We start from the raw sequence: 24,678 nt of genomic DNA, 5'->3' as shown, positions 1-24,678 counted from the left end.
TGCAAGGATGAGAAATTTTTTAAGAAATTATTATTTGAATTATTTGAAGGGGATTTTTCTATAAGTGTTATGATTTCTAGTGTAGTAGAGGATATGGATAACTTTATTTCTGTTTGTATCATGAATTATGGATTAATTCCTTTATAAGCTGGTTTTATATTTTTATGTAATAAAATTTTTTTAGAGTGAGTTTGGGCTTTATTTTTTAACTTTATCTTCTTAAAATCCATAAATTTCAGTTCCGGATAAAAAATGAATTTTCCATGAATGATATTAAATTATTATTAGTAGAAGATAATGTTTTGAATCAGAAGCTTATTTTTTTAACTCTATCCAAATATGGATTTCAAATTGATGTAGCTAATAATGGAAAAGAAGCTGTGGATAAAGTTAAAAATAAAAGATATGATATTATTCTTATGGATCTTATGATGCCTGTTATGGATGGGCTAGAGGCTACTCGAATAATAAGACAGAGAGAAAGGGAATGGGGACAAAAGAATTTAATTATAGGATTGACTGCCAACACCTATGATGCAGACAGGGATAAATGTATTAATGGAGGTATGGATGAATATATGGCTAAGCCATTTGATATAGAACAATTTAACCAGATTGTTAGTAGTTTTGGATTTAAAATGAGTATGGTTTAACTGATAATGGATTTTGATATTCACGATACGGATTTAGAGCAATCCAGAGAGCCCGAATTTGAACAGAAACTTAGACCACTTTCTTTTTCTGATTTTAGAGGTCAATTTAAAGTTGTTGAGAATCTCGAAATATTTGTTAAAGCTGCCCTAATGCGTGAGGAAGCTTTAGATCATGTTTTGTTGCATGGTCCACCTGGATTGGGAAAAACAACACTTTCTCATATTATTTCACACGAATTAGGTGTAGGTTTTAAATTAACTAGCGGTCCTGTTTTGGATAAACCAGGAGATCTTGCCGGGATTCTTACTTCTTTGGAACCAATGGATGTTTTGTTTATTGATGAGATTCATCGATTAAGTCCGATTGTTGAAGAGTATCTTTATTCGGCTATGGAGGATTTTAGAATTGATATTGTCATTGATAAAGGTCCTGGTGCAAAAAGTATTCAAATTGAACTAAATCCCTTTACACTTATAGGGGCCACTACAAGAAGTGGGTTACTTACAAGTCCTCTTAGAGCTAGATTTGGCATTAATTGCCATCTTGAATATTATGATACAGATGTATTGAAGGGGATTGTTAAGCGTTCCTCTAAAATATTGAATATTCCTATTGAAGATGAAGCTGCCGGTGAAATATCCCGTAGAAGTAGAGGAACTCCAAGGATTGCTAATGCTTTACTGCGTAGGGTTCGAGATTTTGCACTGGTTAAAGGGAATGGAACTATCGATATGGATATTACTAAAATTAGTTTGGAAGCTTTAAACATTGATCATTACGGTTTGGATCAAATGGATCATAAAATATTGTTAACGCTCATTGATAAGTTTAATGGAGGACCCGTTGGGATTTCTACTATTGCTACTGCTATTGGTGAAGATACAGGAACACTTGAAGAAGTGTATGAACCTTTTTTGATCAAGGAGGGTTTTTTAAAACGAACTCCTAGGGGAAGAGTTGCTACACCTTTAGCATTGCAGCACTTTGGAAGGACGCCTGATACAACTCAATCATCTTTTTTTTAAGTTTTTGATTATTTATACCTCTTTCTTTTAAAAAAATTTTTATTTACGTGGTTTTTAATTAAATACTATTCAATAATAATTTAACCAGTTAATGTTATTAAGTTTAAAAAAGTTAGCCGGTGAAACAATCATTTATGGGGCGTCCACAATGATAGGACGCCTTTTAAATTGGTTGTTAATGCCTTTCTATATCAGGACGTTGTCTACTTATGAATATGGAGTTGTTGTTAATCTTTATGGGGTTATTTCCGTACTGCTTGTAATTCTTACTTATGGATTGGAAACCGGTTTTTTTCGGTTTGCAGGTAAAACTAAAGATCAGCATGTTGTTTACGATAGTTTGCTTTCCTTATTGGGAATCACCAGTTTTTTATTTTTGATTTTGGGTTTTTTTCTATATGATGATGTCAGTTCTGCCTATTATGGGGGGCGTCAAGATATTACTATTCTTTTAGTTTTTATTATACTTGCAATTGATTCGTTTGTAGCCCTTCCTTTCGCACAGCTTCGTCTTGAAAATCGGCCCATTAGATTTGGAGTAATAAAACTAGTGAATATTGGAGTAAATATATTTTTCAATCTTTCTTTTTTATTATTTATTCCTTTTTTAATTAAGGGTAACTATTTATCAGATCGGTGGGTTTATATTTATGGTCTGTTCGATAAGGTATTTTATGTTTTTTTTAGCAATGTGTTGAGCAGTTTTGTTACTCTATTGTTGCTTATTCCTTTTATAAAATTGCACCCTAACAGGATTAAATTTTCCATTTTTAAACCCGTATTGCTTTATTCTTTACCAATTTTGTTTGTAGGGATTACGGGCATGATAACACAAAATATAGATAAAATTTTACTCCCAACTTTGTTGGGGGGTGATGGATTTAGTCAGCTTGCTATTTATGGTGCAAATTTTAAAATTGGTGTTTTGATGAGTCTTTTCGCACAATCCTTTAGGTTTGCCTTTGAACCTTTTTTCTTTAAGAATCGTGAAAAGGGAAAAGAAGCATATGCTAAAGTAATGGATTACTTTATATTTTTCGGCTTATGTATTTTTTTGGGCGTGACTCTTTTTATTGATTTTTTAAATATTTTATTAACGGATATTTATGTTAGCGGAAATCTTATAATACCTATTATTCTTTTAGCTTTATTGTTTTATGGTATTTACTTTAATTTGTCTTTATGGTACAAGTTAACCGATAAAACATGGATTGGTGCCCTAATGGGAGGAATAGGTGCCATCTTAACTGTTGCATTAAATATTTTATTAGTCCCCCAAATTGGTATAATTGGATCTGCATTGGCACTTTTATGTGGGTATTTTTTTATTATGATTATTTCATGGGGTTTAGGACAGCATTATTATCCTGTTCCTTATCGTCCGGATAAATACCTTATTTATTTTATTTTAGGTGGTTTTTTCTATTTTGTTGATAGAATGATTTCCATTGAGTCGGTTTTTTTTCTGTATCTCTTTAAAGGGAGTATATTTGTCGTTTTTATTGGTTCATTTTTTGTAATGCAGAGATATGATAAAAGTAAAGTTGATAAATAAGAGTAATAATAGTGCACCTGAATTTGCTACTGAAGGAGCTGCTGGTGTTGATTTGAAGGCTTTTTTAGAAGAATCTGTTGTTATTAAACCTTTTGAAAGAGTGGTTATTCCCACAGGTTTGTACATTGAACTTCCTCAAGGTACGGAAGCACAAATAAGGCCTAGAAGTGGTTTAGCGGCTAAATATGGTATTACTGTTCTTAATTCTCCAGGTACTATTGATTGCGATTACCGGGGTGAAATTAAAGTTGTTCTAATTAATTTGTCTAACGATGAGTTTGTAGTTAATAGCGGTGATCGGATATGTCAGATGGTGATTCATAAATTTGAGCGATTTGAGTGGTATTTTAGTGAGCAGCTTGGTGATACGACCAGAGGAAACGGTGGTTTCGGACACACTGGTATTTAGTAGATATCGGTTTATTTCAAGAATGGTTTTGTATACTGGGTTGTCATGATTTTTAAATTTTTTTAGGGATGAAATATTTTGGTCTTATTTCCTTAGTGATATTTTTCTTTTCATCATGTTCTTCTATAAAGGAGGTGCCAGGAAAGGATGATTTAGAAAATATAGAATTATCCAATTCTAAAAGCATAATTCTGAGTGATAATGATCAGAGAAAATTTGATTATTATTTTTTAGAGGGAAATAGGTATAAGGCCATTGATGAGGTGAATAAAAGTTTTATGTATTTCGCCGAAGCATTGAAGATAGATTCTACTTGTGCTGCTTGTGCTTATGAATTATCAAGAATTTTATTAGCTAATAATAAAGTAGAAGATGCTCAAGTATTAATGGAAAGGGCTGTAAAATATGATCCTGTTAATCGATATTATATTTTTCTTTTGTCGAGAATTTACCAAAATCAAGGAAATAGTGTTGGTGCTGTAAAAACTGCTGAGAAATTAATTTTCTTGTCAGAATCGCCTTCAGTCGAAGATTTATATTTTGTAGCTCAACTACAATCTCAAAATGGATTGTATGAGGATGCTATTTCCAATTTGGAGAAGATAGAAAAAATAATAGGCATTAAGGAAGGTCTTTCTTTTGAGATTTATCAACTTTATTTAGAAAATAAGGATTTAAAAGGAGCCGAAGGGGCCTTAATTAAATTGATCAATCGGTTTCCGACTTATGGTGATTATAGGGTTTTGCTTGGGGATTTTTACTTAGAAAATAATCAATATAAAAAGGCCTTTTCTGAATATGATAAAGTGCTTCAAGTTCAACCCGACAATGGAAATGTTTATTTTTCTCTGGCTAATTATTTTTTTAATCAGGGTGATTCTCTTTCCTATAAGGAACAACTTTTTAAGGGATTTAGGTCTAAATCAGTAGGGTTTGAAAACAAGTTTAGAAGATTCTTGCCGGTTTTAGGTCAGTTTAGTGAAGGTCAGAGTTTCTTGGATGAAAATGATATTATTGGTATTTATGAAATATTGATTGAGTTGCATCCATATCAAGGGGATATTTATCACAGTTATGGTAATTTTTTAATTAGTATTAAAAAAGAGAAAAAGGCACGTGATGTTTTTCGGACTGGTCTTGATTTAGACGGATCTCAAGCTAATTTATGGCAAGATTACTTATTTTTATTATCTCAATTAGGGGAAAATTCAGAATTAGTTTCTCGATCGGAAGTGGCTATATCTTTCTTTCCTGATGAACCTGTTTTTTATTTGTTTCATGGAGTTTCTTTATTTCAGTTGGAGGAATACCAAAAAGCCACTGTAACTTTGGAAAAAGGTTTGGGATTGGAAAAAGTGAAACAGAATCCTTCCTTAAAATCCCAATTTCACGCTTATTTAGGCGATATTTTTCATTCTATGGATATTATTGATCAATCATTCCACCATTATGAAGAGTCCTTAAAAATCGATGAAAACAACGTTATTGTTCTTAATAATTATAGTTATTACTTAGCTTTGGAAGGTAAGGAATTGGACAGAGCCGAAAAGATGAGTGCAAAAACGGTTGAGCTAGAACCTGGAAATTCTACCTATTTAGATACATATGCTTGGATTCTGTTTAAAAAGAAAAGATATACCGAAGCTAAATTTATAATTGAAAGAGCTATAGAAAATTTGGAGCAGCCTAATGGTGTTATTTATGAACACTATGGCGATATCCTTTTTAAAACAGGTAATTTGGATGGGGCCTTGGAACAATGGAATAAGGCTTTGGATTTTGGAGAACATTCTAAATTGTTAAAACTGAAAATTGAAAAAAGGGAATATATTGATGAATAGAAAATATTTTACTATTTTATTTTTCATTGCTTTTCTATTTGGTTGTCGGACTGTTGAAAAAGTAAAGGAGGGTGATTATATAGCCCCCCTAAGTGGGGAAAAAATTGTGGGAATGATAAATGAATTAGATGAAAAAAGAGATATTGAAAACATCTTTTTCAAAAAAGCTTTTTTCACCTTTAAATCTTCTAATAGTACAAAGAGTTTTAAATGTCGATTGTTTTTAGATGTCGATAGTTTTATTAGAATTAGTGTGTTAGGTCCTGTGGGTATAGAAGTAGCAAGGATTTCTTTTGAGCCTGAAAAAGTTACTGTTATTGATCGAATTAATAGGAAAATTATTTATACCGATTTTGAAGAATTGTACCGGAAATTTCATTTAGATATTGATTTTTTTCTTCTTCAAAATTTTTTGTTGAATCGCTCTTTTAGTTTTTACGAGAATATGAATTTAGGTTTAGAGGATTATTTTTACTGTGGTATCAATAATAGGATGTATAAATACTCCTCTATGAAAGAGAAGAGAATCAAGAAGTTGAAGGATAACCAATTACTTAACGATTTTAGTTATCATCAGTTTTGGTTAATGCCAGAATCTTTTAATCTAAAAAAGAACTACTTTTATTTTAAGGAAGGGGATTTAGCTCTTACTATTGATTATGATGATTTCAAACGTGATTTTTCTTCTTTTTTGTTTCCAATGGTGATGAATATTGAAGGGAATTATGCAGAACGAAATTTTCACTGTAATTTAGTTATTTCGGATATTGTTTTTAATGGTGATCAACAGATTTCCTTTAGTATACCTCAGAAATATGATAAAATTTATCGTTAGAATATTTTTTTTGTTTTTTGTCTGCGGAAGTTTGTATGGTCAAACCCTTGAAGGTCTTAGAAATGAAAGGGAAACCATTTTAAAGGAAATTTCCGATATTCATCGTTTGATTGAAAAGAAACGAGAATCTCGACAGGATTATTTACGTGAGTTAAGTCTTTTGGGTCGAGAAATTAAAAATAGACAAAAGCTTATTGATAATTTTAAGAACGAGATTTCGCAGTTGGATAATCAGATTGAAGTTAATCAAATGTTGATTAATGATTTGGAAGATGATATTAATGAATTAAAAAAAGAATATTCCAGATTAATTCAATATGCATTTAAACAAAAAGGAAGGCTTAATCAATTAATGTTTCTTTTTAGTGCTGAATCTTTTAGTAATTTGTATAATAAATATCGACTTTTTAAAGAATATAGCGGTTATAGAAAAAGACAGGGAGAAAAGCTTATTGAATCACAAAACAAGGTTAAAGGTCTATTAAGCGAAATTAGAGTTCAGAAAGAGGAAAAGCAAACTGTTTTAAATGAAATTGAAGGTGAACTGAATCGTCTTGAACTTAACAAAAGAAGGCAGACAACTTTAGTTCAAAATTTGCAAAAAGAACAGCGATGGCTTCAGCAAAGTCTCAAGAAAAAAGAGCAAGCAGCTAATGAGTTAGAGAGAAAGATTCGCGCTTTGATTGAAGCCGAAAAATCTTCAAATATTAGTCATGAAGAATCTATTGGGTTTCAAGATGTTAAAGGTAAATTGGCTTGGCCAGTCGAAGATGGTGTTATTGTTAACGCTTTTGGAGAACACGCTCATCCTGTTTTAAAAAATGTTACCATTAAAAATAATGGGGTAGATATTCAGTTGATTAATCATGACAAGGTTTATTGTGTTCATTCTGGAACCGTTTCTACTGTTGTGGCTATCCCAGGTCTTAATAAAACAGTTATTATCAGACATGGGAAATATTTAACCGTTTATGGTAATTTAGTTGAAGTTTTCGTTAAAAAGGGCGATCTTGTTTCAGCTGGTCAGAATTTGGGGAAAATTTTTAAAGGAAATGGAAACAATGAAAAAATATTGCATTTTGAAATTTGGGAAGAGAGTAAAAAGCTTGATCCAGAGCATTGGTTAATACGTTAACGGAAAAAAAAGCTAGCATTTTGGAAACTCTTTTTTCTGTTAACAGTATAAATTGGTGTAATTTAGTCTGATAATGAAATAAGGGCTGTTTTTAAACGCTATATTGTGAATAAAGTTATTTTTAAATCCGAAATCAAAAATATTAGCCTTGTTGAAAGGTTGATTGATGATATATCTTTCAAATATAATTTGCATTCTGATATTTATGGTAAGTTATTACTTGCCGTTGTGGAGAGTGTTAATAATGCAATTGTTCATGGGAATAAATTAGAAAAAGAGAAGATCGTAGTTTTGCAATATGAAGTTACCAAAGAAAAAATTGAATTTATCATTACCGATTGTGGAAACGGATTTGATTATCAAAATTTGCCGGATCCAACCAAACCTGAAAATCTTGAGAAAACCCATGGTAGAGGAATTTTTCTTATGAAACACTTGGCCGATGAGGTTGAATTTAATGATAAAGGTAATGAAGTTAAAATTGGGTTTTATTTAACGTAATTAAGGTGGCTATTTCATTTCATTCTATTGATATTGACTATACACTCGATAATAAAGAGGATATACGGAGTTGGATTCAGCAAGTTATTGAAAATAAAGATTTTAAAGTAGGAGAGATTAATTATTTTTTTTGTTCTGACGAATATATTTTAAAAAATAATCGTCAATTTCTTTCTCACAATTATACAACCGATATCATTACTTTTGATTATACTTCCAAAGGCCTTATTGCCGGGGATATTTTGATTAGTATACCTACTGTTAGTATGAATGCAGAAAGGTATAATGTACCTTTTTTCCAGGAACTCCTTCGCGTTTTAATTCATGGTGTACTTCATTTAATGGGTTATAAGGATAAAACAGATCAGGAAAAGAATGAGATGAGAGCAGCTGAAAATCTTTCACTTCTTTTTTTTGAAACAAATTTTCGGTAGAACTGTTTATTTTCTTTGACCATTCATTTTTTTATTTAGATTATGGATTTTACGTATGATGTTATCGTTGTTGGGGGTGGTCATGCCGGATGTGAGGCTAGTGCGGCGGCTGCTAATTTGGGCTCCAAAACATTATTGATTACAATGGACCTTAATAAATTAGCTCAAATGAGCTGTAATCCTGCTGTTGGTGGAATTGCCAAAGGGCAGATTGTTCGTGAGATAGATGCTTTGGGAGGACAAATGGGGATTGTTACTGATTTGTCTAGTATTCAATTCCGTATGCTTAATAGGTCAAAAGGACCGGCAATGTGGAGCCCGCGATCTCAATGTGACCGAATGGTTTTTTCTTCTGAGTGGAGAAAGATTTTAGAGAAAACTGAAAATCTTTACTTTTGGCAGGATAAAGTTATTGATATAGATTTTTCTAAACCTGATGAATTTATTGTTTTTACATCACAAAATGTACGATTTCATTCCAAAAAAGTTATTTTAACTACAGGTACGTTTTTAAATGGATTGATGCACATCGGTAAAGTTCAGATGGAAGGTGGTAGAATTTCAGAACCTTCCTCCAAAGGATTATCTGACAAATTATTCAAAAAAGGGTTTATTACAGGGCGGATGAAAACCGGTACTCCTGTTAGAGTTGATGGGCGTACGGTAGATTTTTCTCATTTAAAGGAACAACCAGGTGATAATGATTTTTATAAGTTTTCTTTTTTGCCTATTTCGAATAAAAAATTGAAACAAAGAAGTTGCTATCTAACTTATACCAATACTGAGGTGCACAATGCTATTAAGGCCAAACTTGGGGATAGTCCCTTATATAATGGAACCATAAAAAGTATTGGACCAAGATATTGTCCTAGTATAGAAACCAAAATTGTTACTTTTGAAAATAGGGATCAACACCAATTACATCTTGAACCTGAAGGTGAAGATACAATTGAGTTTTATTTAAATGGTTTTAGTAGTTCCTTGCCTTTAGAAACGCAGCTGGAAGCTTTGAAGTCTATTCCAGGGTTAGAAAATGCGTTTATTTTTCGGCCCGGATACGCTATTGAATATGATTTTTTTGATCCTACACAGTTATATCACTCTTTAGAGACTAAAATGGTTCCTGGATTGTATTTTGCAGGGCAAATAAATGGTACTACTGGCTATGAAGAAGCTGCTGCGCAAGGTTTAATGGCAGGAATTAATGCTGCGATAAGTCTTAAAGATAAAGAACCTTTTATTTTGAAAAGAGATGAAGCTTATATTGGGGTTTTAATTGACGACCTTGTTACAAAGGGTGTAGACGAACCTTATCGTATGTTTACTTCTAGAGCTGAGTATAGGATATTATTACGGCAGGATGATGCTGATTTACGATTAACACCTAAAGGAAGAAATATAGGGTTGGTTGATGATCATCGATATAGGTTATTTTCTGAGAAAGTGGAGTGGAGAGATAGAATATTTAGTTTTTTAAAAACCTATAGTGTTTCACCAAATGAAATTAATAAGTATCTGGAAAGTTGCAATACTTCTGTGCTTAGGCAAAAAATAAAGGTTAAAGACTTGATGACTCGGCCCCAGATTAAGCTTATTGATTTGGTTGAGCATATCAAACCTTTAAAGGAAATTTGTCTTAATTTACCTGAAAACCGCAAACTGGAAATTTTGGATAGTGTAGAAATCTCCATTAAGTATGAGGGATATATTGCCAGGGAAAAGGTTATTGCAGAAAAATTGAAAAGGTTGGAAAATCTTAAAATTAAGGGAAAGTTTAATTATAGCTCTATAGGAAATATTTCTACCGAAGGGAGACAAAAATTAGAAAAAATTGATCCTGAAACGATAGGACAAGCCTCCAGAATTAGTGGTGTATCTCCGAGCGACATTAATGTTCTTTTGGTTCTTATGGGTAGATAATGTTCCACGTGGAACATTAATTTTGAGGTTTATTCATTATGTTTTTTATTTCTTTTAATCACCTTCCTTAAGGATCTAATTTTTTCTTTTATTTGTGGAATTCTCTACGATCGAGTTTTTTTAAATTCTTTTGCCCTATACCAATTGAGTTTTAGAAATTTCTAAATTTTAAATAAAATTCTCGTTCTTTTATTTGGAAATTTTTAAACCATATTTGTAATAGTTTTTAAAGGGTGATGTAATTTTTCTATGTAATTTTACTTTGTTTTAGTCTGGTAATTTTTGAAAAAGATAATGGGATGAATAAAATTTCTGGTAACATTATTGATATTCATAATTTTGAAATTTATCCTGGAGAGGTGTGTTTTTCTGCAAAGGGAATAAATAAGATTAGGCCTATTTCTTTTTCGGATGGACCTTTTATTCTGCCAGGATTGATCGATGCTCATGTTCATATTGAAAGTAGTATGTTGGTTCCATCTGGATTTTCCAGATTGGTTGTTCCACGTGGAACAATTGGTGTTGTAACAGATCCACATGAAATTGGAAATGTACTAGGGGTGAAGGGGGTAGAATATATGATTGAGGAAGCTAAAAATACACCTTTGAAGGTTTTTTTTGGAGCTCCTTCATGTGTTCCAGCTACCAATCTGGAGTCTTCTGGTGCCGTTATTGGTCCTGAGGAGGTGGAATATCTTCTGGATAAAAAAGAAATTTATCTTTTAAGTGAGATGATGAATTATGTGGGCGTTGTTCATAAAGATAAGGATGTGTGGAGAAAAATTGAATCGGCACTCGATCGGCATCTCCCGGTGGATGGACATGTTCCGGGAATTATGGGTGAAGATCTGAAAAAGTATGCCTCGGCAGGGATATCCACCGATCATGAATGTTTTACCCTCAAAGAGGCTTTGGAGAAGATTAAAAATGGCATGAAAATACAAATAAGGCAAGGGAGTGCTGCCAAAAACTTTGATGCTTTAGCGCCCTTGTTTGATTCTCATCCCGATGTTCTAATGTTATGTACCGACGATTCCCATCCTCATGAATTGATAAAGGATGGACATATTGATAAGTTAATAAAGATCGGTATTGAAAAGGGAATAGATGTTTTTAAGCTATTAAGAGCGGCTTCTTTGATTCCGGTTGAATACTATAAGCTTCCGGTTGGATTACTTAGAGAAGGAGATCCTGCCGATTTTATTGTTATCGATGATCCTTCTTCTTTTAATGTTTTGGAATCCTATATTAATGGAGAAAAAGTGTTCGACCATACCAAAGGCGTTCTTTTTGATAAAAAAGATGTTGAAGTGGTGAATCATTTTATTCCGCATGTGCTTAACCAAACAGATATTGAAGTTTCGGTTCCGGAGAAAGCGCAAAAGGTTAATGTTATCCAATGTTTTGACGGTTCCTTGGTAACAGAAAAAATTTCCGTCAAACCATGGGATAGTAAAATATTGAAATCGAATATTGATAATGATCTGTTGAAGATTGTTGTAGTGGACAGATATCAGTACAAACCGGTTTCTGTAGGATTTATTAAGGGCTTTGGATTGACAAGTGGAGCTATCGCTTCTTCCGTTGCTCATGACAGCCATAATGTGGTGGCTGTGGGCGTTGAAGATCATCATATTGTTCATGCCATTAATAATGTTATGAATGAAAAGGGTGGGCTATCTTTCGTCTCGGATATTGATTCGAAGATTCTTCCTTTACCCGTAGGAGGAATTATGAGTGATCGGGATGGTTACGAAGTTGCATCTGCCTATTCGGAAATAGAAAAACAGGTAATTAATCTTGGTTGCGCGCTTAAAGCACCGTTTATGACTCTTTCTTTTATGTCGTTATTGGTAATCCCAAAACTTAAAATAGGGGATAAAGGCATCTTTGATGGGGAAAAATTTGAATTTATTTCACTTTTCGAAACGGTTTAAATGAATGAGGTTAATAGTAACAGACTCGATTATTTAAAAGGCTTGCTTCAGGTCCTGCCTGAGGATCCCGGTGTATATCAGTATCTGGATGAATCAGGAAAAATAATTTATGTTGGAAAAGCTAAAAACCTAAAGAGAAGGGTCTCTTCCTACTTCTATAAAACACCCGATAATGCCAAAACCAGAATTTTGGTCCGGAAAATTTACGACATTCGGCATATCGTCGTAGATACCGAAGAGGATGCGCTTCTGCTCGAAAATAATCTGATTAAAAAATACCAGCCGCGATATAATGTACTTCTTAAGGATGATAAAAGTTTTCCTTGGATTGTGGTTAAAAATGAACCCTTTCCCAGAGTTTTTTCTACCCGTCAAGTGATAAAGGATGGGAGTGAATATTTCGGTCCTTATACCAGTGTCGTTATGGTGAAAACTTTAATTGGGCTGTTTCGGCAGCTTTATTCTTTAAGGACTTGTCGCTATGCCTTAACCCCTGAAAATATTTCTGAAGGTAAATTTAAAGTTTGTCTGGAATACCATCTTGGAAATTGCAAAGGACCTTGTGAAGGACTCCAGCCTGAAAAGGAGTATCTGCAACACATCTCTGAAGTGAAAAACATACTTAAGGGGAATATCTCTTCCGTAGTCAAGTATATGAAGGAAACCATGATGAAATTGGCCGATAGCTACAAGTTTGAAGAAGCAGATGAGATAAAACGGAAACTGGAAACGCTGGAAGGATATCAAAGCAAATCCACTATTGTTAATCCTAAAATTAATAATGTGGATGTTTTTTCTATAATCGATGATGATAAATCGGCCTATGTAAATTTTTTAAAGGTCGTAAATGGAGCCATTATTCAGGCACATACCATCGAATATAAAAAGAAGATGGATGAAGATATAAAATCCTTGCTGGCCCTGGCGGTGGTGGATATACGCGAACGACTGCATAGTCGTTCGCCGGAAATCATTGTTCCTTTTAAACCCAGCGTGGAATTACGAAATGCTAGATTTCTGATTCCAAAAATTGGCGATAAAAAGAAGCTTTTGGAGCTATCAGAAAGAAACGTTAAATATTACAGACTTGAAAAGTTAAAGCAGCAGGCCAGTCGTTCCAAAGCTACCAGAGAAGATGTTTTGCTTGAAACCGTGCGAAAAGATTTACGGCTCAAAACAAAACCCGTCCATATTGAGTGTTTTGACAACTCCAATATTCAGGGGCATTATCCTGTGGCCGCCTGTGTCGTCTTTAAAAATGGGAAACCTTCAAAAAAAGATTATCGACATTTTAATATTAAAACCGTTGAAGGACCTAATGATTTTGCCTCTATGGAGGAGGTGGTTTACAGACGCTATAGTCGCCTGAAAAATGAAGGTCAGCCTCTGCCTCAACTGGTCGTAATCGACGGAGGTAAAGGACAGTTGGGGTCTGCAGTTAAAATATTACGTGAACTGGAGCTGTTAGATCGGATCACCGTTATTGGTATTGCCAAACGGTTGGAAGAGATCTTTTTTCCCGGCGATCCCGTTCCATTATACATCGACAAAAATTCTCCTTCTCTTAAACTTATTCAACATTTGCGGAATGAAGCCCACCGGTTTGGTATTACTTTTCACCGAAACAAAAGAAGTAATGCTTTTTTGAAATCCAAATTGGAGCAAATACCTGGTGTAGGCCCTAAAAACATTAAACAATTGTTGAGTCATTTTAAATCGATCAAGGGGGTTGAGCAAGCTTCCTTTGAACAATTGAAAAAGGTGGTGGGAGAGAGTCGGGCTCTTAAGATTTCCACTTTTCTAAAGCCTCCACAGACATAATTGATTTTATTTAAAAGTCTATTTTCAACAGTTTCCCACAGTCGACTCAGTCGTTTGCCGACAGTCGACTCAGTCGTTTGCCTGCAATCGAGAGAGTCGACCAAGGACATATCATTATGCTGTATGGGAAAAATCCAATGGATTCCCTGCATAAGAAGGGAATCTGTTTGTCGTAACGATTTGAAAATCGTTGTTTCACTTTATTGGGAAATGATTTTAACGCGAATAATGCACTATAAGTTCGTCATAGATTATCTAATGCATTTTTCGGGTTTAATTGATAAGTTTAATACGCAGTTTAAATATCACATTAAAAGAGGGTATTGATGATTCCTTCAGTAATATCTTTTGGGAAATCCGATAATAAGGATTGAATTTGTTTTTTGTCATGATTTGCCGAATGTATGGTCGTTTCAGCTGCATGAATTTTATCCTTGTCAGGGAAATTACTGCGAATATTTATTTGAGTAATGATTCCTTTTTCAACTTTTATTTTAGACGAAAAGGTGTAATCATTTATTTTACTTCTCTTTTTAAATTCATAAATAGGGCTGTATCCATAATTCCATTCCCAGGTATCGTATTTTTCTTTTTTGAGTTGTTCTATTTGTCTTATATCAGCTTTAGATAAAGTTAGGGGAGAGGCCTTGTATCTTTGTTTTAGGTGTGCACCAATTTCTTCCATGAATTCAGAAGGACTTTTATCGGATTCCATTAAACTTGAAATATTTATAACTTCACTTCTAACTGACTTTACGGATCGATCCTTAAAGTTTAATCCGTTTGTTTTTAAACATTCTGTTAGTTGCCGGATATTGGCTTTGTAGAGAAGCGTCCCATGGTGCATCGATCGAGATTTGTATACATGGCAGGCATTACCGGATATTTTTTTATAACCACAAAGAAGATCATTTCTTTTCCCGTGTCTGGCATCAATACCCATACTTTTTAAAGCTTCCACAACCGGCGTAGAGGCTCTCACAAAATCGACCAATTGCCCCGGCTGGCCATTCTCTATGATGCAATAGTTTATATTGCCATGATCGTGGTAAACGGTACCTCCTCCCGATAGACGTCGATAGACCGGAATGTGATTTTGTTCCAAAAAAGATAAATTGATTTCGGAAAGGGTATTTTGATGCTTCCCGACAATGACCGATGGTTTGTTTATATAAAGGAAAATTATATTTTCCTTATAATGGCGTAACAATAATTCTTCGGTGGCCAAATTGAATGACGGATCATCCGTTTTACTTAAAATGTAAAGAGTATTTCTATCCATATACCGGTGAACAAATTTATATGAAAAAATAGCGCACTTAAAAATTAAATTAATAGATGAAATAAACTAATAAAAAGACTGTAAAATAAATAGTTAAAAAATATTTTTATAAGCTTTTCGTTGTCCCTTCAAATTTTTGTTTTAGGCTTTTCCCGACGTTTGGGAAACGAAATGGGTTTAAATTTTTTTTATCTATTTATGTAGAGTTGTGAATAGTCGTCTTTTTATATGTTGGTTTCATTTATTTTTATTATCGCTCTGATCCAAAATTTTTACTCTTTAACCGGAAATGGGTCTATTTGAGTTTGAAAAAAGCAATATAGCAAAAATAGCAGCCATCAACAGATTTCTTTGCTTTTGAATGTATGCTTTTTCTATATCCACTCTTGCCAAACAATGGTTTTAGTAAATGGTTTTAATTTTTAGTTCTTAATTTTGGTTCATTAAAAAAAATGGCTAAGGGATTCAATGACCATGTTGTAAAAATATCAGCTCATTGGGGCTGGCAATTCTGTTGTTGACAGATTCCATCTCTCAGATATTTTTCCGAAACTTGCCTGCGGAATGGGAAAATAATAGATGGCAGGCGGGAGATGTTTGTTTCACCAATCCTTAGGCTAACAAAAATTTTTTATCAATGAAGGTAGTTATACAAAGAGTAAGCCGGGCATCGGTGACCATTAATGGAAAAGAGACTAGATCCATTCAAAAAGGATTAATGGTTTTGTTAGGAATTGTCCATGATGATGAGATGGAGGATATTGATTGGCTCGTAAAAAAGATTGTCAATTTACGTATCTTTGATGATGATCAAGGCATCATGAATTGTTCGGTTAAAGACATTAATGGTGACGTAATGGTGGTTAGTCAATTTACCTTGCATGCCCGGACAAAAAAGGGGAATCGTCCTTCCTATGTTGATGCAGCTGCACCCGAGATCTCTATTCCTTTATATGAAGCCTTTAAAGCGTCTATGGCGGAAGTGTTGGGGAAACCTGTCGTCTCAGGGGAATTTGGAGCTTCTATGGCTATAGACCTTGTAAATGATGGACCTGTAACAATTATTATTGATACGAAAAACAAAAGGTGATAATGGAGTTAAAAGAAGCACAAAAAATTGTGGATGACTGGATCCATGAGCATGGCGTGAGATATTTCAGTGAATTAACCAATATGGCCATCTTATCGGAAGAAGTCGGGGAGTTGGCTCGGGTGATAGCACGTCAATATGGTGACCAATCGGTAAAAGAAGGAGAGACACTGAATGCTGAAGAAGAGATGGCCGATATCCTTTGGGTATTGATTTGTCTGGCCAATCAGACAGGGGTAGACCTTACCGCTGCGTTTAATAAATCGCTAGCCAAAAAAACAAAACGAGACAAATTGCGACACAAATACAATCCAAAACTAAAATGATAATGGAAGAATTACTTGAAAAGTTTAGAGAGCATTACCAGAAAATGCCTGAATTTAAGCGTCCAACCAACCTTGAAAATTATAGGACGCCTGAAGATCTTAAAACGATTTTTTCTTGTATCGACCTGACAACCTTAAAAACCACCGATAGCGCCAATTCAGTAGAGGATTTTTGCGAAAAGCTTAATTCTTTTCATCAGCTCTATCCCGAGATGCCATTGGTGAGTGCCGTATGCGTCTATCCTGTTTTTGCAAGTGTTTTAAAATCCAGGCTGAGCAAGCTTGACGTTAAACGTGCGGTGGTTTCGGCAGGCTTTCCTTCTGCACAAACTTTTTTGGATCTTAAAGTTAAAGAAACGCTAAAAGCACTGGATCTGGGGGCTAACGAAATTGATATTGTTTTATCGGTGGGAGAGTTTCTAGAAGGGAATTATGAAGTGGTAATGGAAGAAATAAAAACCATAAAATCAGCTATTGGAGATGTCCATTTGAAAGTTATTCTTGAGACAGGTGCCTTAGTTAATAGTCAAAATATCTGGGATGCGGCCATAATATCCATGGCAGCGGGTGCCGATTTTATTAAAACTTCCACCGGTAAAATCAATCCTGCCGCGACGCCTGAAGCGGTCTGGGTTATGAGTCACGCCATTAAAGCGTGGTCGGAGAATACAGGGCGCATTGTGGGATTGAAAGCAGCTGGTGGAATCTCTACTACCGATGATGCACTACTCTATTTTGGAATTGTTAAGCAAATTTTGGGGAATGAATGGTGTATCCCTGATCGATTCAGAATCGGTGCCAGCCGATTGGCCAATAATCTGCTGGGCGACCTGGGCAAACTGGAAGGAAAGGACTTTGATTTCAGCTTTTAACCTTTTCGGGTGGTGGTAAAGATAACCAGTTCTTTTAACCCTTCCCTTGCATCACTCTCGGGATAGGTATTGAGGATGTCCAGTGCTTTATTACGATATTCTGTCATTTTCTGTCTGGCATAATCAATACCGCCCTGTTGTTTAACAAATTCAAGGATCGGTGCAATTTTCTTTTCGTTTTTGTGGTGTTTTCGGATGGTCCTTATAATTTGTTTTCTATCCTTAGACGACTGTTTGGAAAGAACATAGATGAGAGGAAGGGTCATTTTCTTTTCCTTTAAATCGTTACCTGTGGGTTTTCCCGCAAAATTGGTTTGTTCATAGTCAAGTAAATCATCACGAATCTGAAAAGCTATGCCCAAATTCATTCCGAATTCATGCATCTTGGCTCTGTTTTCTTTAGATGCACCGACAGAATGAGCTCCGGCCGAAGTACAGGCTGCTATAAGGGTTGCTGTTTTTTTCCGAATTATTTCGTAATAAACTTCTTCATTAATACTTAGATTTCTGGATTTTTCAAATTGAAGAAGTTCTCCTTCGCTCATTTCTTTCACAGCTGTGGAGATGATATGAAGCAGATCGGTCTGGTTTTCTTCCAATGACTTGATGAGTCCCATGGCTAGAAAATAGTCACCTACCAGAACGGCAATTTTAGATTTCCACAGAGCATTAATGGAAAAGAATCCTCGCCGTTGATAGGTTTCATCCACTACATCATCATGTATTAAGGTGGCATTATGAAGGAGTTCTATTAATCCCGCCGCAGTGTATGTGGCCTTGCTAACCTCTCCATTCAGTTTGGCCGCCAAAAAAACCAGCATGGGACGCATTTGCTTACCTTTTCTGCGTATCAGATAGTTGGTTATGACGTTAAGAAGGGCATAATTAGTGTCGAAGTTTTTCTTGTAATAGGGGCCAAACTTCTTCATTTCTTCCGCTATCGGCGAAATTATTTTGGACGATATCTTCATTATATATCCTTATCTTTTAATATAATAGGTCATTCTAATTTATTAAAAATGATGTAGGTTAAGGTGATATAATATGGGTTTTCGGTATCGTATCCAGTGCAAAAAACTCTATGCAATGGGATGGGGATCTGTTGGCATTTATGGCCGCTTTTTATGCATCCGTTTCTTATGACTGCATAGAATTTTCAAAAATAACAATTTGATATGTATTTGTGTTGCCCATGAACTTAAATATTAATATCATCTAAATATTTGCATATTTTAAAAAATCAAATATCTAACAATCAAAATATCTTCATTATCTTTGCGCTCAACTGGATGGAGGCGAAGGATAAAGAAGTTGTGGGGGCAATGATCTACGGTTATGGCAAAGTAGAGTTATATAGATTATCGACTTATATCAATTGATGCTAAAGTGTTGATTTATAATTTGCATAATTGATGATAAACAGGAGCATCATTGCCTGACTTTTTAAGCATGAGCAAGGCAAGAGAGAGTGTCACAAATGGTAATATACAGGACCACTATTTGTATGTTTCAATAGACCAATTACTTAAATGAATATTTTATTATTAAAATGTAGCGGGAAAATAGTTCCTTAGATTTTCCATATAATAGGATTGTAAAGTTTTGAAAATGGAAGTACAGACGATAAAAATTAAAGACCTTAATGCCAATCAGCTTGAAAGAGCTGTCGGCATGCTTAAAGCCATCGCGCACCCAATGAGAATTGCTATAATAAGTCATTTGGAAGATGGTAAGAAGTTGACCGTTACGGAAATACATAAATTATTGAATATTGAGCAAAGCACTACTTCTCATCATTTAGGAATTCTGAAGGACAAAGGTGTGTTGGCATCCAAAAGGGAAGGTAAGAATACCTACTATTTTTTGAAACATGAGAGTTTGCGTAATATTCTGGAATGTGTCAGTCGTTGTTCTATCGACTAATATCAGTTGATAGCATAGGTTCAGGCAAAGATTTCTACTGGTTCATTGCCCGTAATCTTTTTTTTATCCATTCCCTGACTTTAAAGTGCTCATTTCTTATTGAAAGGAAAACGAATAATGGCAAAAATAAGGTTAACCAAGGAGTTCCGTTTCGAAATGGCTCATGCCTTGTGGAACTATAACGGGTTATGTAAAAATATTCATGGACATTCCTATATTTTGCAGGTTACGGTTATTGGAGAACCTTGCCGTAATGAAACTGATCCGAAATTGGGGATGGTCATGGATTTCGGTGATTTAAAAAGAATTGTTAAGGATGAGATCGTGGATAAAATGGACCATTCTATCGTTCTTAACAGGGTAGCAGATTACAAAAATTTTATTAATGTTCCCCAGTTGTTTGATCGCATTCATATCGTTCCTTACCAGCCAACCTGTGAAAACCTTTTGGTAGATTTTGCTGAGAGAATAAGGGCGCGCCTTCCGGAAGAGGTTTCTCTTTTCAGTTTAAAACTTCATGAAACAGCTAATTCCTTTGCCGAATGGTATGCTGAGGATAATGAATAACGTCCTTTTCATGCCACTCCTTCATTCGTTGGTTGTGGGCAATACCGGGTTTTTTTTCTTATTTTTCGGAATTAAACCCGAACAATCATGTCAGAAAACACAAAGAAACTCTTTCTTTTGGATGCTTATGCCTTAATCTTCAGGGCTTATTATGCATTTATCCGTAATCCTAGAATCAATTCAAAAGGGCTAAATACTTCTGCTATTTTTGGATTCACTAATTCTTTGCTTGATGTCCTCAACAAAGAAAATCCTACACATATTGCCGTAGCTTTTGATCCTTCCGGTCCCACCTTTCGGAATGAATTGTACAAGGAATACAAGGCAAATAGAGAGGCTACTCCAGAAGATATAAAAAAGGCTGTTCCTTACATTAAGCAAATTCTTGAAGCTTTTAATATTCCAGTGGTGGAGGTGGAGGGCTTTGAAGCAGATGATGTGGTGGGTACATTGTCCAGGAAGGCTTCGGAAGAAGGATTTAAAACATTTATGGTGACTCCAGACAAGGATTATGCACAATTGGTAACGGAAGACACTTTGATGTATAAACCCAAAACAGGAGGCAATCAGATTGAAAAAATGGGGGTGGAAGAGGTTAAGAAAAAATTTGCGGTGGATAGCCCGGAACAGGTGATTGACCTTTTAGCTCTGTGGGGTGATAGTGCTGATAATATTCCCGGTTGTCCGGGGATTGGAGAAAAAAGAGCCAAAGATATCATTGGCCGTTATGGTTCTGTCGAAAATGTGTATGAACATATTGATGAATTTTCAGGAAAGCAGAAGGAGAATTTGATCCGTTTCAAAGAGCAGGTGGAATTGTCTAAAAGGTTGGTAACAATTAGAACCGATGTGCCGGTTCAATTTGATGAAAAACTATTTAGTAAGGGGGATCCCGATCTGGAAAAATTGCAGCCCGTTTTTGAAGAACTCGAGTTTAAGACCCTGTGGGAAAAGATTGCTGGCAAAACGATCAAGAATGCTGTACAGCCGACTCTCTTCGAAAGTGACAATGAAACGTCTGCACATATTCCATCACGTACCAACAATGCGACCATTAAGGACATCAGACATCAATACTATTTGGTTGAATCGCAGCAAGCCCTTGATTCTTTGGCTGCTGACCTGAGTGTCCAGAAAGAGTTTTGCATAGACACCGAGACTTCTGCGCTTGATGTATGGAATAATGAATTGGTGGGACTCTCTTTTAGCTTTAAAAAAGGGGAGGCTTATTATGTGCCTGTACCTAAAAAACAAGAAGAGGCTCAAAAAATCGTTGGGAGGTTTAGTCGTGTATTAAAGGATAAGAGAATATTAAAGATCGGACAAAACTTGAAATACGACTATCTGATGTTGAAGCGCTATGGCGTGGAGATGCAGGGGCCTTTTTTTGACACTATGGTTGCCCATCATTTGGTTCAACCCGGCCTTAAACACAATATGGATTTTCTGGCAGAAACCTATCTTAATTACACGCCGGTATCGATTGAAGAGTTGATTGGTGCGAAAGGAAAGAACCAGAAGAGTATGCAAGAGGTGGATAAGCATGTTGTTGCCGAATATGCCGGAGAAGATGCCGATATTACCCTTCAGCTCAAAGATCCATTACTCAAGGAACTGGAAAAGTATAACCTTGCGTCGCTTTTTTGGGATGTTGAAATGCCATTGCTAAAGGTTTTGGCCGAAATGGAGTATGCAGGTGTCTGCTTGGATATAGAAGCGTTGAAATCATTTGCCCAAAAATTGCAGTCTCGCATCGATAAACTGGAATTGGAGATCAAAGAAGAGGCAGGTTCCGATTTTAATGTTTCCAGTCCGAAACAGGTAGGAGAAGTCCTTTTTGATAAAATGAAGTTGGATCCCAAGGCTAAAAAGACCAAGTCAGGGCAATACAGTACTAATGAGGAGATCTTGCAGCGGCTTAAGGAGCGGCATCCTATTATTGAGCATATATTAGAATATAGAGGCATTAAAAAGTTGTTAAACACCTATGTGGAAGCTTTACCTAAACTGATAAATAAAGAAACCGGGCGTTTGCACACTTCGTTTAACCAAGCTGTTGTGGTAACAGGAAGACTTAGCAGCTCCAATCCCAATCTTCAGAATATCCCAATTCGCGAAGAGGAAGGCAGAGAGATGCGTCGAGTTTTTGTCGTACCCGACGATGATCATTTGTTTTTGAGTGCCGACTATTCACAGGTTGAATTGCGTCTGATGGCCCATCTTAGTGGTGATGCGCATCTGCTGGATGCATTTATCAATGGCAAAGATATTCATACAGCTACTGCTGCCAGAATTTTTAAAGTTAATTTAGAGGAGGTCACCTCTGACATGCGAAGGAAAGCTAAGACTGCTAATTTTGGAATAATTTACGGAATTTCGGCGTTCGGACTTTCAGAACGATTGAATATTTCTCGAAAAGAAGCTAAAGAAATCATCGATGAATATTTCGAAAATTTTCCGGGCGTTAAGGATTATATGAACCGGGCTATTGAACAGGCCAGACAGCTTGGATACGTGGAAACACTATTTGGTCGTCGTCGTTATTTGCCCGATATCAATAGTCGCAACAGCGTGGTCCGGGGAGTTGCAGAGCGAAATGCCGTGAATGCTCCGATTCAGGGGACGGCGGCTGATATCATAAAAAAGGCTATGGTAGCTGTGGCTAAAGTTTTTGAATCGGAAAATCTTAAAAGCAGAATGGTTCTGCAGGTCCATGATGAACTGAACTTTGAAGTTGAAAAAACTGAAGTTGATCGGGTAAAAGAAATTGTTAAGAAAGAGATGGAATCGGCGGTATCATTGAAAGTACCACTTGAAGTAGAAATTGGAATCGGGCAAAACTGGTTGGAAGCCCATTGATTTCCTTCAAAATGTCAAAGTGTGGGAGGAGATGGATTGTTTTTTTATGAAGAAAATCCATCAATGCATCGGATTCTTGACCCAGGAATTTTTTTGCTGTAACTTTTGAGATCCTTAATGCGTCACATCCATATCAATTTTACCCATACTGATGACTTTAGAAGAGTATAACGAATGTGTAAGACGACATGCCGATAATGTTTATCGATTTATTCTCAAAAATATACATGATGAGGATAAAGCGGCAGATATTGTTCAGGACGCCTATGAAAAGATGTGGAGACATCACAAAAATGTGGATGCCAGAAAAGGGAAAAGTTATCTTTTCTCTACGGCATACCATGTTCTGATTGATTTTGTACGCAGAGAAAAACATTCGGTCAGGATGGAGGAAGCCGACCTGAAAGACCATGTCCATTTTCGACAATATTCCGATTTGCAGGAAATTTTGCATAAAGCAATAGAGCAATTGCCTGCGGACCAGAAGATGGTGTTGATGTTGAGAGATTATGAAGGGTATGCTTATCAGGAAATTGGTGAAATGACGGGGTTGAGTGAAAGTCAGGTGAAAGTTTACATATATAGAGCTCGTCTTTTTTTAAGAAAATACATTGTTAAGATGGAGGTGGTGGTGTGATGGAAATTACGCGAGATAATTATGAATTGTGGTTTGTCGATTTTCTTGACGGAAAGCTGGATGATCAATCCAAGCGGGGGTTGTTTGCGTTCCTTGAGAAAAATCCCGATTTGGCTGAAGAATTAAACCAAGTGAGGAATATTCGGTTGAAGCCCGAAAGACTCGCATTTCAGCAGTCAGACAGCTTGTTGAAATGTGAGGCGGACTTGATGGAAATTCCTTATTCTGATTTTTTGCTGATTAAGCAAATGGAGGATGGTCTTTCCGAATCAGAGAAAAAGGATTTGGACAAACTGGTTGTTAGGGATGATCGTCTAATAAAAAAGGGACTGCAATTTCATAATACTCGTCTTTCTGTTCAACCAATTCCATATCCCTGGAAAGAAAATTTATTGAGGAAACAGATTTTACCGCATTTTAAGTTGTTTATTCGATCGGTTGCTGCAGCTGTAATTTTGATAATGTTATTTTGGGGATACCGTTTTTTGAACATTTGGGATGTTAACCAAAGACAAATGCCTATGGTTTCGATGAAACCACTAACCAATATTCAATTACCGGAAGTTGGAATGGATGATCAGCTATTTGTTGAGGAAGCTAAAACATTTGAAGGAGCTGAAGATGCAAATACGAAACATCCAGAAAATTTCAAATTACATAGGGGCATTTCGGGTGAAAAGAGGGGGAGTGGAGCTGAAAACCTATTAATTGCGAAAGGGGAGGATCTGGTGTTATTAGAGCCTATTTCCCTTAAAAAAGATATCAAAGAGTTTGTTGTAAATATTCCAAATGCTTATGAGGCAGGACTTAGGCATATGATGCCTATGTATCTTGATATCCACAATAATCGGCTGGTCCTAATGGCGCAAACAGATAATCCTGTGGATAAGCAGAATGATGAAGGAATTCTATTTAAGGGCCTTCAGCTTTTTGATAAAGTGGGTGGTAAATTAATACAGTTTCAGCCTGTATATGACGATGAAGGTAACTTTATAGCCTATAATTTTAAGGCAGGTTCCATTGAAATGGCACAAAAAATTAGACGTTAATTGGGC

General features: G+C 35.5%; 22 protein-coding genes. 20 read left to right on the top strand and 2 right to left on the bottom strand.

Translation table 11 applies throughout. The features are described from left to right. The first annotated feature begins 263 nt into the window (after window positions 1-263). The 12 genes from ACT29H_RS03695 (at window position 264) to uvrC (ending at window position 14,067) form a co-directional block, all read left to right on the top strand. Window positions 264-653, top strand: coding sequence for a response regulator (locus tag ACT29H_RS03695; RefSeq protein ID WP_444820248.1), 390 nt, complete (start codon window positions 264-266; stop codon window positions 651-653). A gap of 6 nt (window positions 654-659) precedes the next feature. After that, window positions 660-1,679 carry a Holliday junction branch migration DNA helicase RuvB gene (ruvB, locus tag ACT29H_RS03690; protein WP_444820247.1) on the top strand — a complete coding sequence of 340 codons (1,020 nt, stop codon included), beginning with the start codon at window positions 660-662 and terminating at the stop codon, window positions 1,677-1,679. Window positions 1,680-1,770: 91 nt separating this feature from the next. Further along, window positions 1,771-3,234, top strand: coding sequence for an oligosaccharide flippase family protein (locus ACT29H_RS03685; RefSeq protein ID WP_444820246.1), 1,464 nt, complete (start codon window positions 1,771-1,773; stop codon window positions 3,232-3,234). Beyond that, window positions 3,209-3,643, top strand: a complete 435-nt coding sequence (gene dut / locus ACT29H_RS03680; RefSeq protein WP_444820245.1) for a dUTP diphosphatase — start codon at window positions 3,209-3,211, stop codon at window positions 3,641-3,643. The genes ACT29H_RS03685 and dut overlap by 26 nt, the downstream gene beginning before the upstream one ends. Before the next feature lie 68 nt (window positions 3,644-3,711). Next, window positions 3,712-5,484 carry a tetratricopeptide repeat protein gene (locus ACT29H_RS03675; protein ID WP_444820244.1) on the top strand — a complete coding sequence of 591 codons (1,773 nt, stop codon included), beginning with the start codon at window positions 3,712-3,714 and terminating at the stop codon, window positions 5,482-5,484. Then, window positions 5,477-6,319, top strand: a complete 843-nt coding sequence (locus ACT29H_RS03670; protein ID WP_444820243.1) for a DUF4292 domain-containing protein — start codon at window positions 5,477-5,479, stop codon at window positions 6,317-6,319. The genes ACT29H_RS03675 and ACT29H_RS03670 overlap by 8 nt, the downstream gene beginning before the upstream one ends. Continuing rightward, the gene (locus ACT29H_RS03665) at window positions 6,300-7,454 is read left to right on the top strand and encodes a murein hydrolase activator EnvC family protein (RefSeq protein ID WP_444820242.1); all 1,155 of its coding nucleotides are present in this window, start codon (window positions 6,300-6,302) and stop codon (window positions 7,452-7,454) included. The genes ACT29H_RS03670 and ACT29H_RS03665 overlap by 20 nt, the downstream gene beginning before the upstream one ends. Window positions 7,455-7,559: 105 nt before the next feature. Further along, window positions 7,560-7,955 carry an ATP-binding protein gene (locus ACT29H_RS03660; protein ID WP_444820241.1) on the top strand — a complete coding sequence of 132 codons (396 nt, stop codon included), beginning with the start codon at window positions 7,560-7,562 and terminating at the stop codon, window positions 7,953-7,955. A gap of 5 nt (window positions 7,956-7,960) precedes the next feature. Then, window positions 7,961-8,389 (top strand): rRNA maturation RNase YbeY, encoded by a 429-nt coding sequence (gene ybeY / locus ACT29H_RS03655; RefSeq protein WP_444820240.1) that lies wholly within the window; start codon window positions 7,961-7,963, stop codon window positions 8,387-8,389. A gap of 42 nt (window positions 8,390-8,431) precedes the next feature. Beyond that, window positions 8,432-10,309 (top strand): tRNA uridine-5-carboxymethylaminomethyl(34) synthesis enzyme MnmG, encoded by a 1,878-nt coding sequence (mnmG, locus tag ACT29H_RS03650; protein ID WP_444820239.1) that lies wholly within the window; start codon window positions 8,432-8,434, stop codon window positions 10,307-10,309. A gap of 299 nt (window positions 10,310-10,608) precedes the next feature. Then, the gene (gene ade / locus ACT29H_RS03645) at window positions 10,609-12,246 is read left to right on the top strand and encodes an adenine deaminase (RefSeq protein WP_444820238.1); all 1,638 of its coding nucleotides are present in this window, start codon (window positions 10,609-10,611) and stop codon (window positions 12,244-12,246) included. Next, entirely contained in the window at window positions 12,247-14,067 is a 1,821-nt protein-coding gene (gene uvrC, locus ACT29H_RS03640) for an excinuclease ABC subunit UvrC (protein WP_444820237.1), read from the top strand. Between the two features lie 310 nt (window positions 14,068-14,377). On the opposite strand, the gene ACT29H_RS03635 is transcribed toward uvrC, so the two are convergent. Continuing rightward, the gene (locus ACT29H_RS03635) at window positions 14,378-15,349 is read right to left on the bottom strand and encodes a lipoate--protein ligase family protein (RefSeq protein ID WP_444820236.1); all 972 of its coding nucleotides are present in this window, start codon (window positions 15,347-15,349) and stop codon (window positions 14,378-14,380) included. A gap of 637 nt (window positions 15,350-15,986) precedes the next feature. On the opposite strand from ACT29H_RS03635, the gene dtd reads away from it, so the two are divergent. From dtd to deoC, 3 genes are read left to right on the top strand one after another with little or no spacing between them, the layout of a single operon-like run. Further along, window positions 15,987-16,439: a D-aminoacyl-tRNA deacylase gene (gene dtd, locus ACT29H_RS03630; RefSeq protein ID WP_444820235.1), complete on the top strand. Its 453-nt coding sequence runs from the start codon at window positions 15,987-15,989 to the stop codon at window positions 16,437-16,439. A gap of 2 nt (window positions 16,440-16,441) precedes the next feature. Further along, a complete protein-coding gene (locus ACT29H_RS03625) occupies window positions 16,442-16,765 on the top strand; it encodes a nucleotide pyrophosphohydrolase (protein ID WP_444820234.1) in 324 nt (107 codons plus the stop codon). A 2-nt stretch (window positions 16,766-16,767) separates the two neighbouring features. Next, window positions 16,768-17,637 carry a deoxyribose-phosphate aldolase gene (deoC, locus tag ACT29H_RS03620; RefSeq protein WP_444820233.1) on the top strand — a complete coding sequence of 290 codons (870 nt, stop codon included), beginning with the start codon at window positions 16,768-16,770 and terminating at the stop codon, window positions 17,635-17,637. Here deoC and ACT29H_RS03615 read toward each other — a convergent pair. Next, on the bottom strand, window positions 17,634-18,608 hold the full coding sequence (locus ACT29H_RS03615; RefSeq protein WP_444820232.1) for a polyprenyl synthetase family protein: 975 nt from the start codon (window positions 18,606-18,608) through the stop codon (window positions 17,634-17,636). The two genes, deoC and ACT29H_RS03615, sit on opposite strands and share 4 nt — an antisense overlap. 637 nt (window positions 18,609-19,245) lie before the next feature. Here ACT29H_RS03615 and ACT29H_RS03610 point away from each other — a divergent pair. The 5 genes from ACT29H_RS03610 (at window position 19,246) to ACT29H_RS03590 (ending at window position 24,672) form a co-directional block, all read left to right on the top strand. Then, the gene (locus tag ACT29H_RS03610) at window positions 19,246-19,560 is read left to right on the top strand and encodes an ArsR/SmtB family transcription factor (RefSeq protein ID WP_444820231.1); all 315 of its coding nucleotides are present in this window, start codon (window positions 19,246-19,248) and stop codon (window positions 19,558-19,560) included. Between the two features lie 117 nt (window positions 19,561-19,677). Further along, on the top strand, window positions 19,678-20,127 hold the full coding sequence (locus tag ACT29H_RS03605; protein ID WP_444820230.1) for a 6-pyruvoyl trahydropterin synthase family protein: 450 nt from the start codon (window positions 19,678-19,680) through the stop codon (window positions 20,125-20,127). Window positions 20,128-20,214: 87 nt separating this feature from the next. Then, window positions 20,215-22,986 (top strand): DNA polymerase I, encoded by a 2,772-nt coding sequence (gene polA, locus ACT29H_RS03600; RefSeq protein ID WP_444820229.1) that lies wholly within the window; start codon window positions 20,215-20,217, stop codon window positions 22,984-22,986. 151 nt (window positions 22,987-23,137) lie between these two features. Further along, on the top strand, window positions 23,138-23,623 hold the full coding sequence (locus ACT29H_RS03595; protein ID WP_444820228.1) for an RNA polymerase sigma factor: 486 nt from the start codon (window positions 23,138-23,140) through the stop codon (window positions 23,621-23,623). A 110-nt stretch (window positions 23,624-23,733) separates the two neighbouring features. Then, the gene (locus ACT29H_RS03590; protein WP_444820227.1) at window positions 23,734-24,672 is read left to right on the top strand and encodes a hypothetical protein; all 939 of its coding nucleotides are present in this window, start codon (window positions 23,734-23,736) and stop codon (window positions 24,670-24,672) included. Window positions 24,673-24,678: the final 6 nt, after the last annotated feature.

This window comes from Thermophagus sp. OGC60D27, from assembly GCF_052400625.1.
Lineage (GTDB): Bacteria > Bacteroidota > Bacteroidia > Bacteroidales > Marinilabiliaceae > Thermophagus.
This window is presented reverse-complemented; position numbering and strand designations above follow the sequence as displayed.

Bases quoted from the DNA above. Each gene is read 5' to 3' on its own strand.
- ACT29H_RS03695 (WP_444820248.1), top strand. From the start codon at position 264: ATGAATGATATTAAATTATTATTAGTAGAAGATAATGTTTTGAATCAG.
- ruvB (WP_444820247.1), top strand. From the start codon at position 660: ATGGATTTTGATATTCACGATACGGATTTAGAGCAATCCAGAGAGCCC.
- ACT29H_RS03685 (WP_444820246.1), top strand. From the start codon at position 1,771: ATGTTATTAAGTTTAAAAAAGTTAGCCGGTGAAACAATCATTTATGGG.
- dut (WP_444820245.1), top strand. From the start codon at position 3,209: ATGATAAAAGTAAAGTTGATAAATAAGAGTAATAATAGTGCACCTGAA.
- ACT29H_RS03675 (WP_444820244.1), top strand. From the start codon at position 3,712: ATGAAATATTTTGGTCTTATTTCCTTAGTGATATTTTTCTTTTCATCA.
- ACT29H_RS03670 (WP_444820243.1), top strand. From the start codon at position 5,477: ATGAATAGAAAATATTTTACTATTTTATTTTTCATTGCTTTTCTATTT.
- ACT29H_RS03665 (WP_444820242.1), top strand. From the start codon at position 6,300: ATGATAAAATTTATCGTTAGAATATTTTTTTTGTTTTTTGTCTGCGGA.
- mnmG (WP_444820239.1), top strand. From the start codon at position 8,432: ATGGATTTTACGTATGATGTTATCGTTGTTGGGGGTGGTCATGCCGGA.
- ade (WP_444820238.1), top strand. From the start codon at position 10,609: ATGAATAAAATTTCTGGTAACATTATTGATATTCATAATTTTGAAATT.
- uvrC (WP_444820237.1), top strand. From the start codon at position 12,247: ATGAATGAGGTTAATAGTAACAGACTCGATTATTTAAAAGGCTTGCTT.
- ACT29H_RS03635 (WP_444820236.1), bottom strand. From the start codon at position 15,349: ATGGATAGAAATACTCTTTACATTTTAAGTAAAACGGATGATCCGTCA.
- dtd (WP_444820235.1), top strand. From the start codon at position 15,987: ATGAAGGTAGTTATACAAAGAGTAAGCCGGGCATCGGTGACCATTAAT.
- ACT29H_RS03625 (WP_444820234.1), top strand. From the start codon at position 16,442: ATGGAGTTAAAAGAAGCACAAAAAATTGTGGATGACTGGATCCATGAG.
- deoC (WP_444820233.1), top strand. From the start codon at position 16,768: ATGGAAGAATTACTTGAAAAGTTTAGAGAGCATTACCAGAAAATGCCT.
- ACT29H_RS03615 (WP_444820232.1), bottom strand. From the start codon at position 18,608: ATGAAGATATCGTCCAAAATAATTTCGCCGATAGCGGAAGAAATGAAG.
- ACT29H_RS03610 (WP_444820231.1), top strand. From the start codon at position 19,246: ATGGAAGTACAGACGATAAAAATTAAAGACCTTAATGCCAATCAGCTT.
- ACT29H_RS03605 (WP_444820230.1), top strand. From the start codon at position 19,678: ATGGCAAAAATAAGGTTAACCAAGGAGTTCCGTTTCGAAATGGCTCAT.
- polA (WP_444820229.1), top strand. From the start codon at position 20,215: ATGTCAGAAAACACAAAGAAACTCTTTCTTTTGGATGCTTATGCCTTA.
- ACT29H_RS03595 (WP_444820228.1), top strand. From the start codon at position 23,138: ATGACTTTAGAAGAGTATAACGAATGTGTAAGACGACATGCCGATAAT.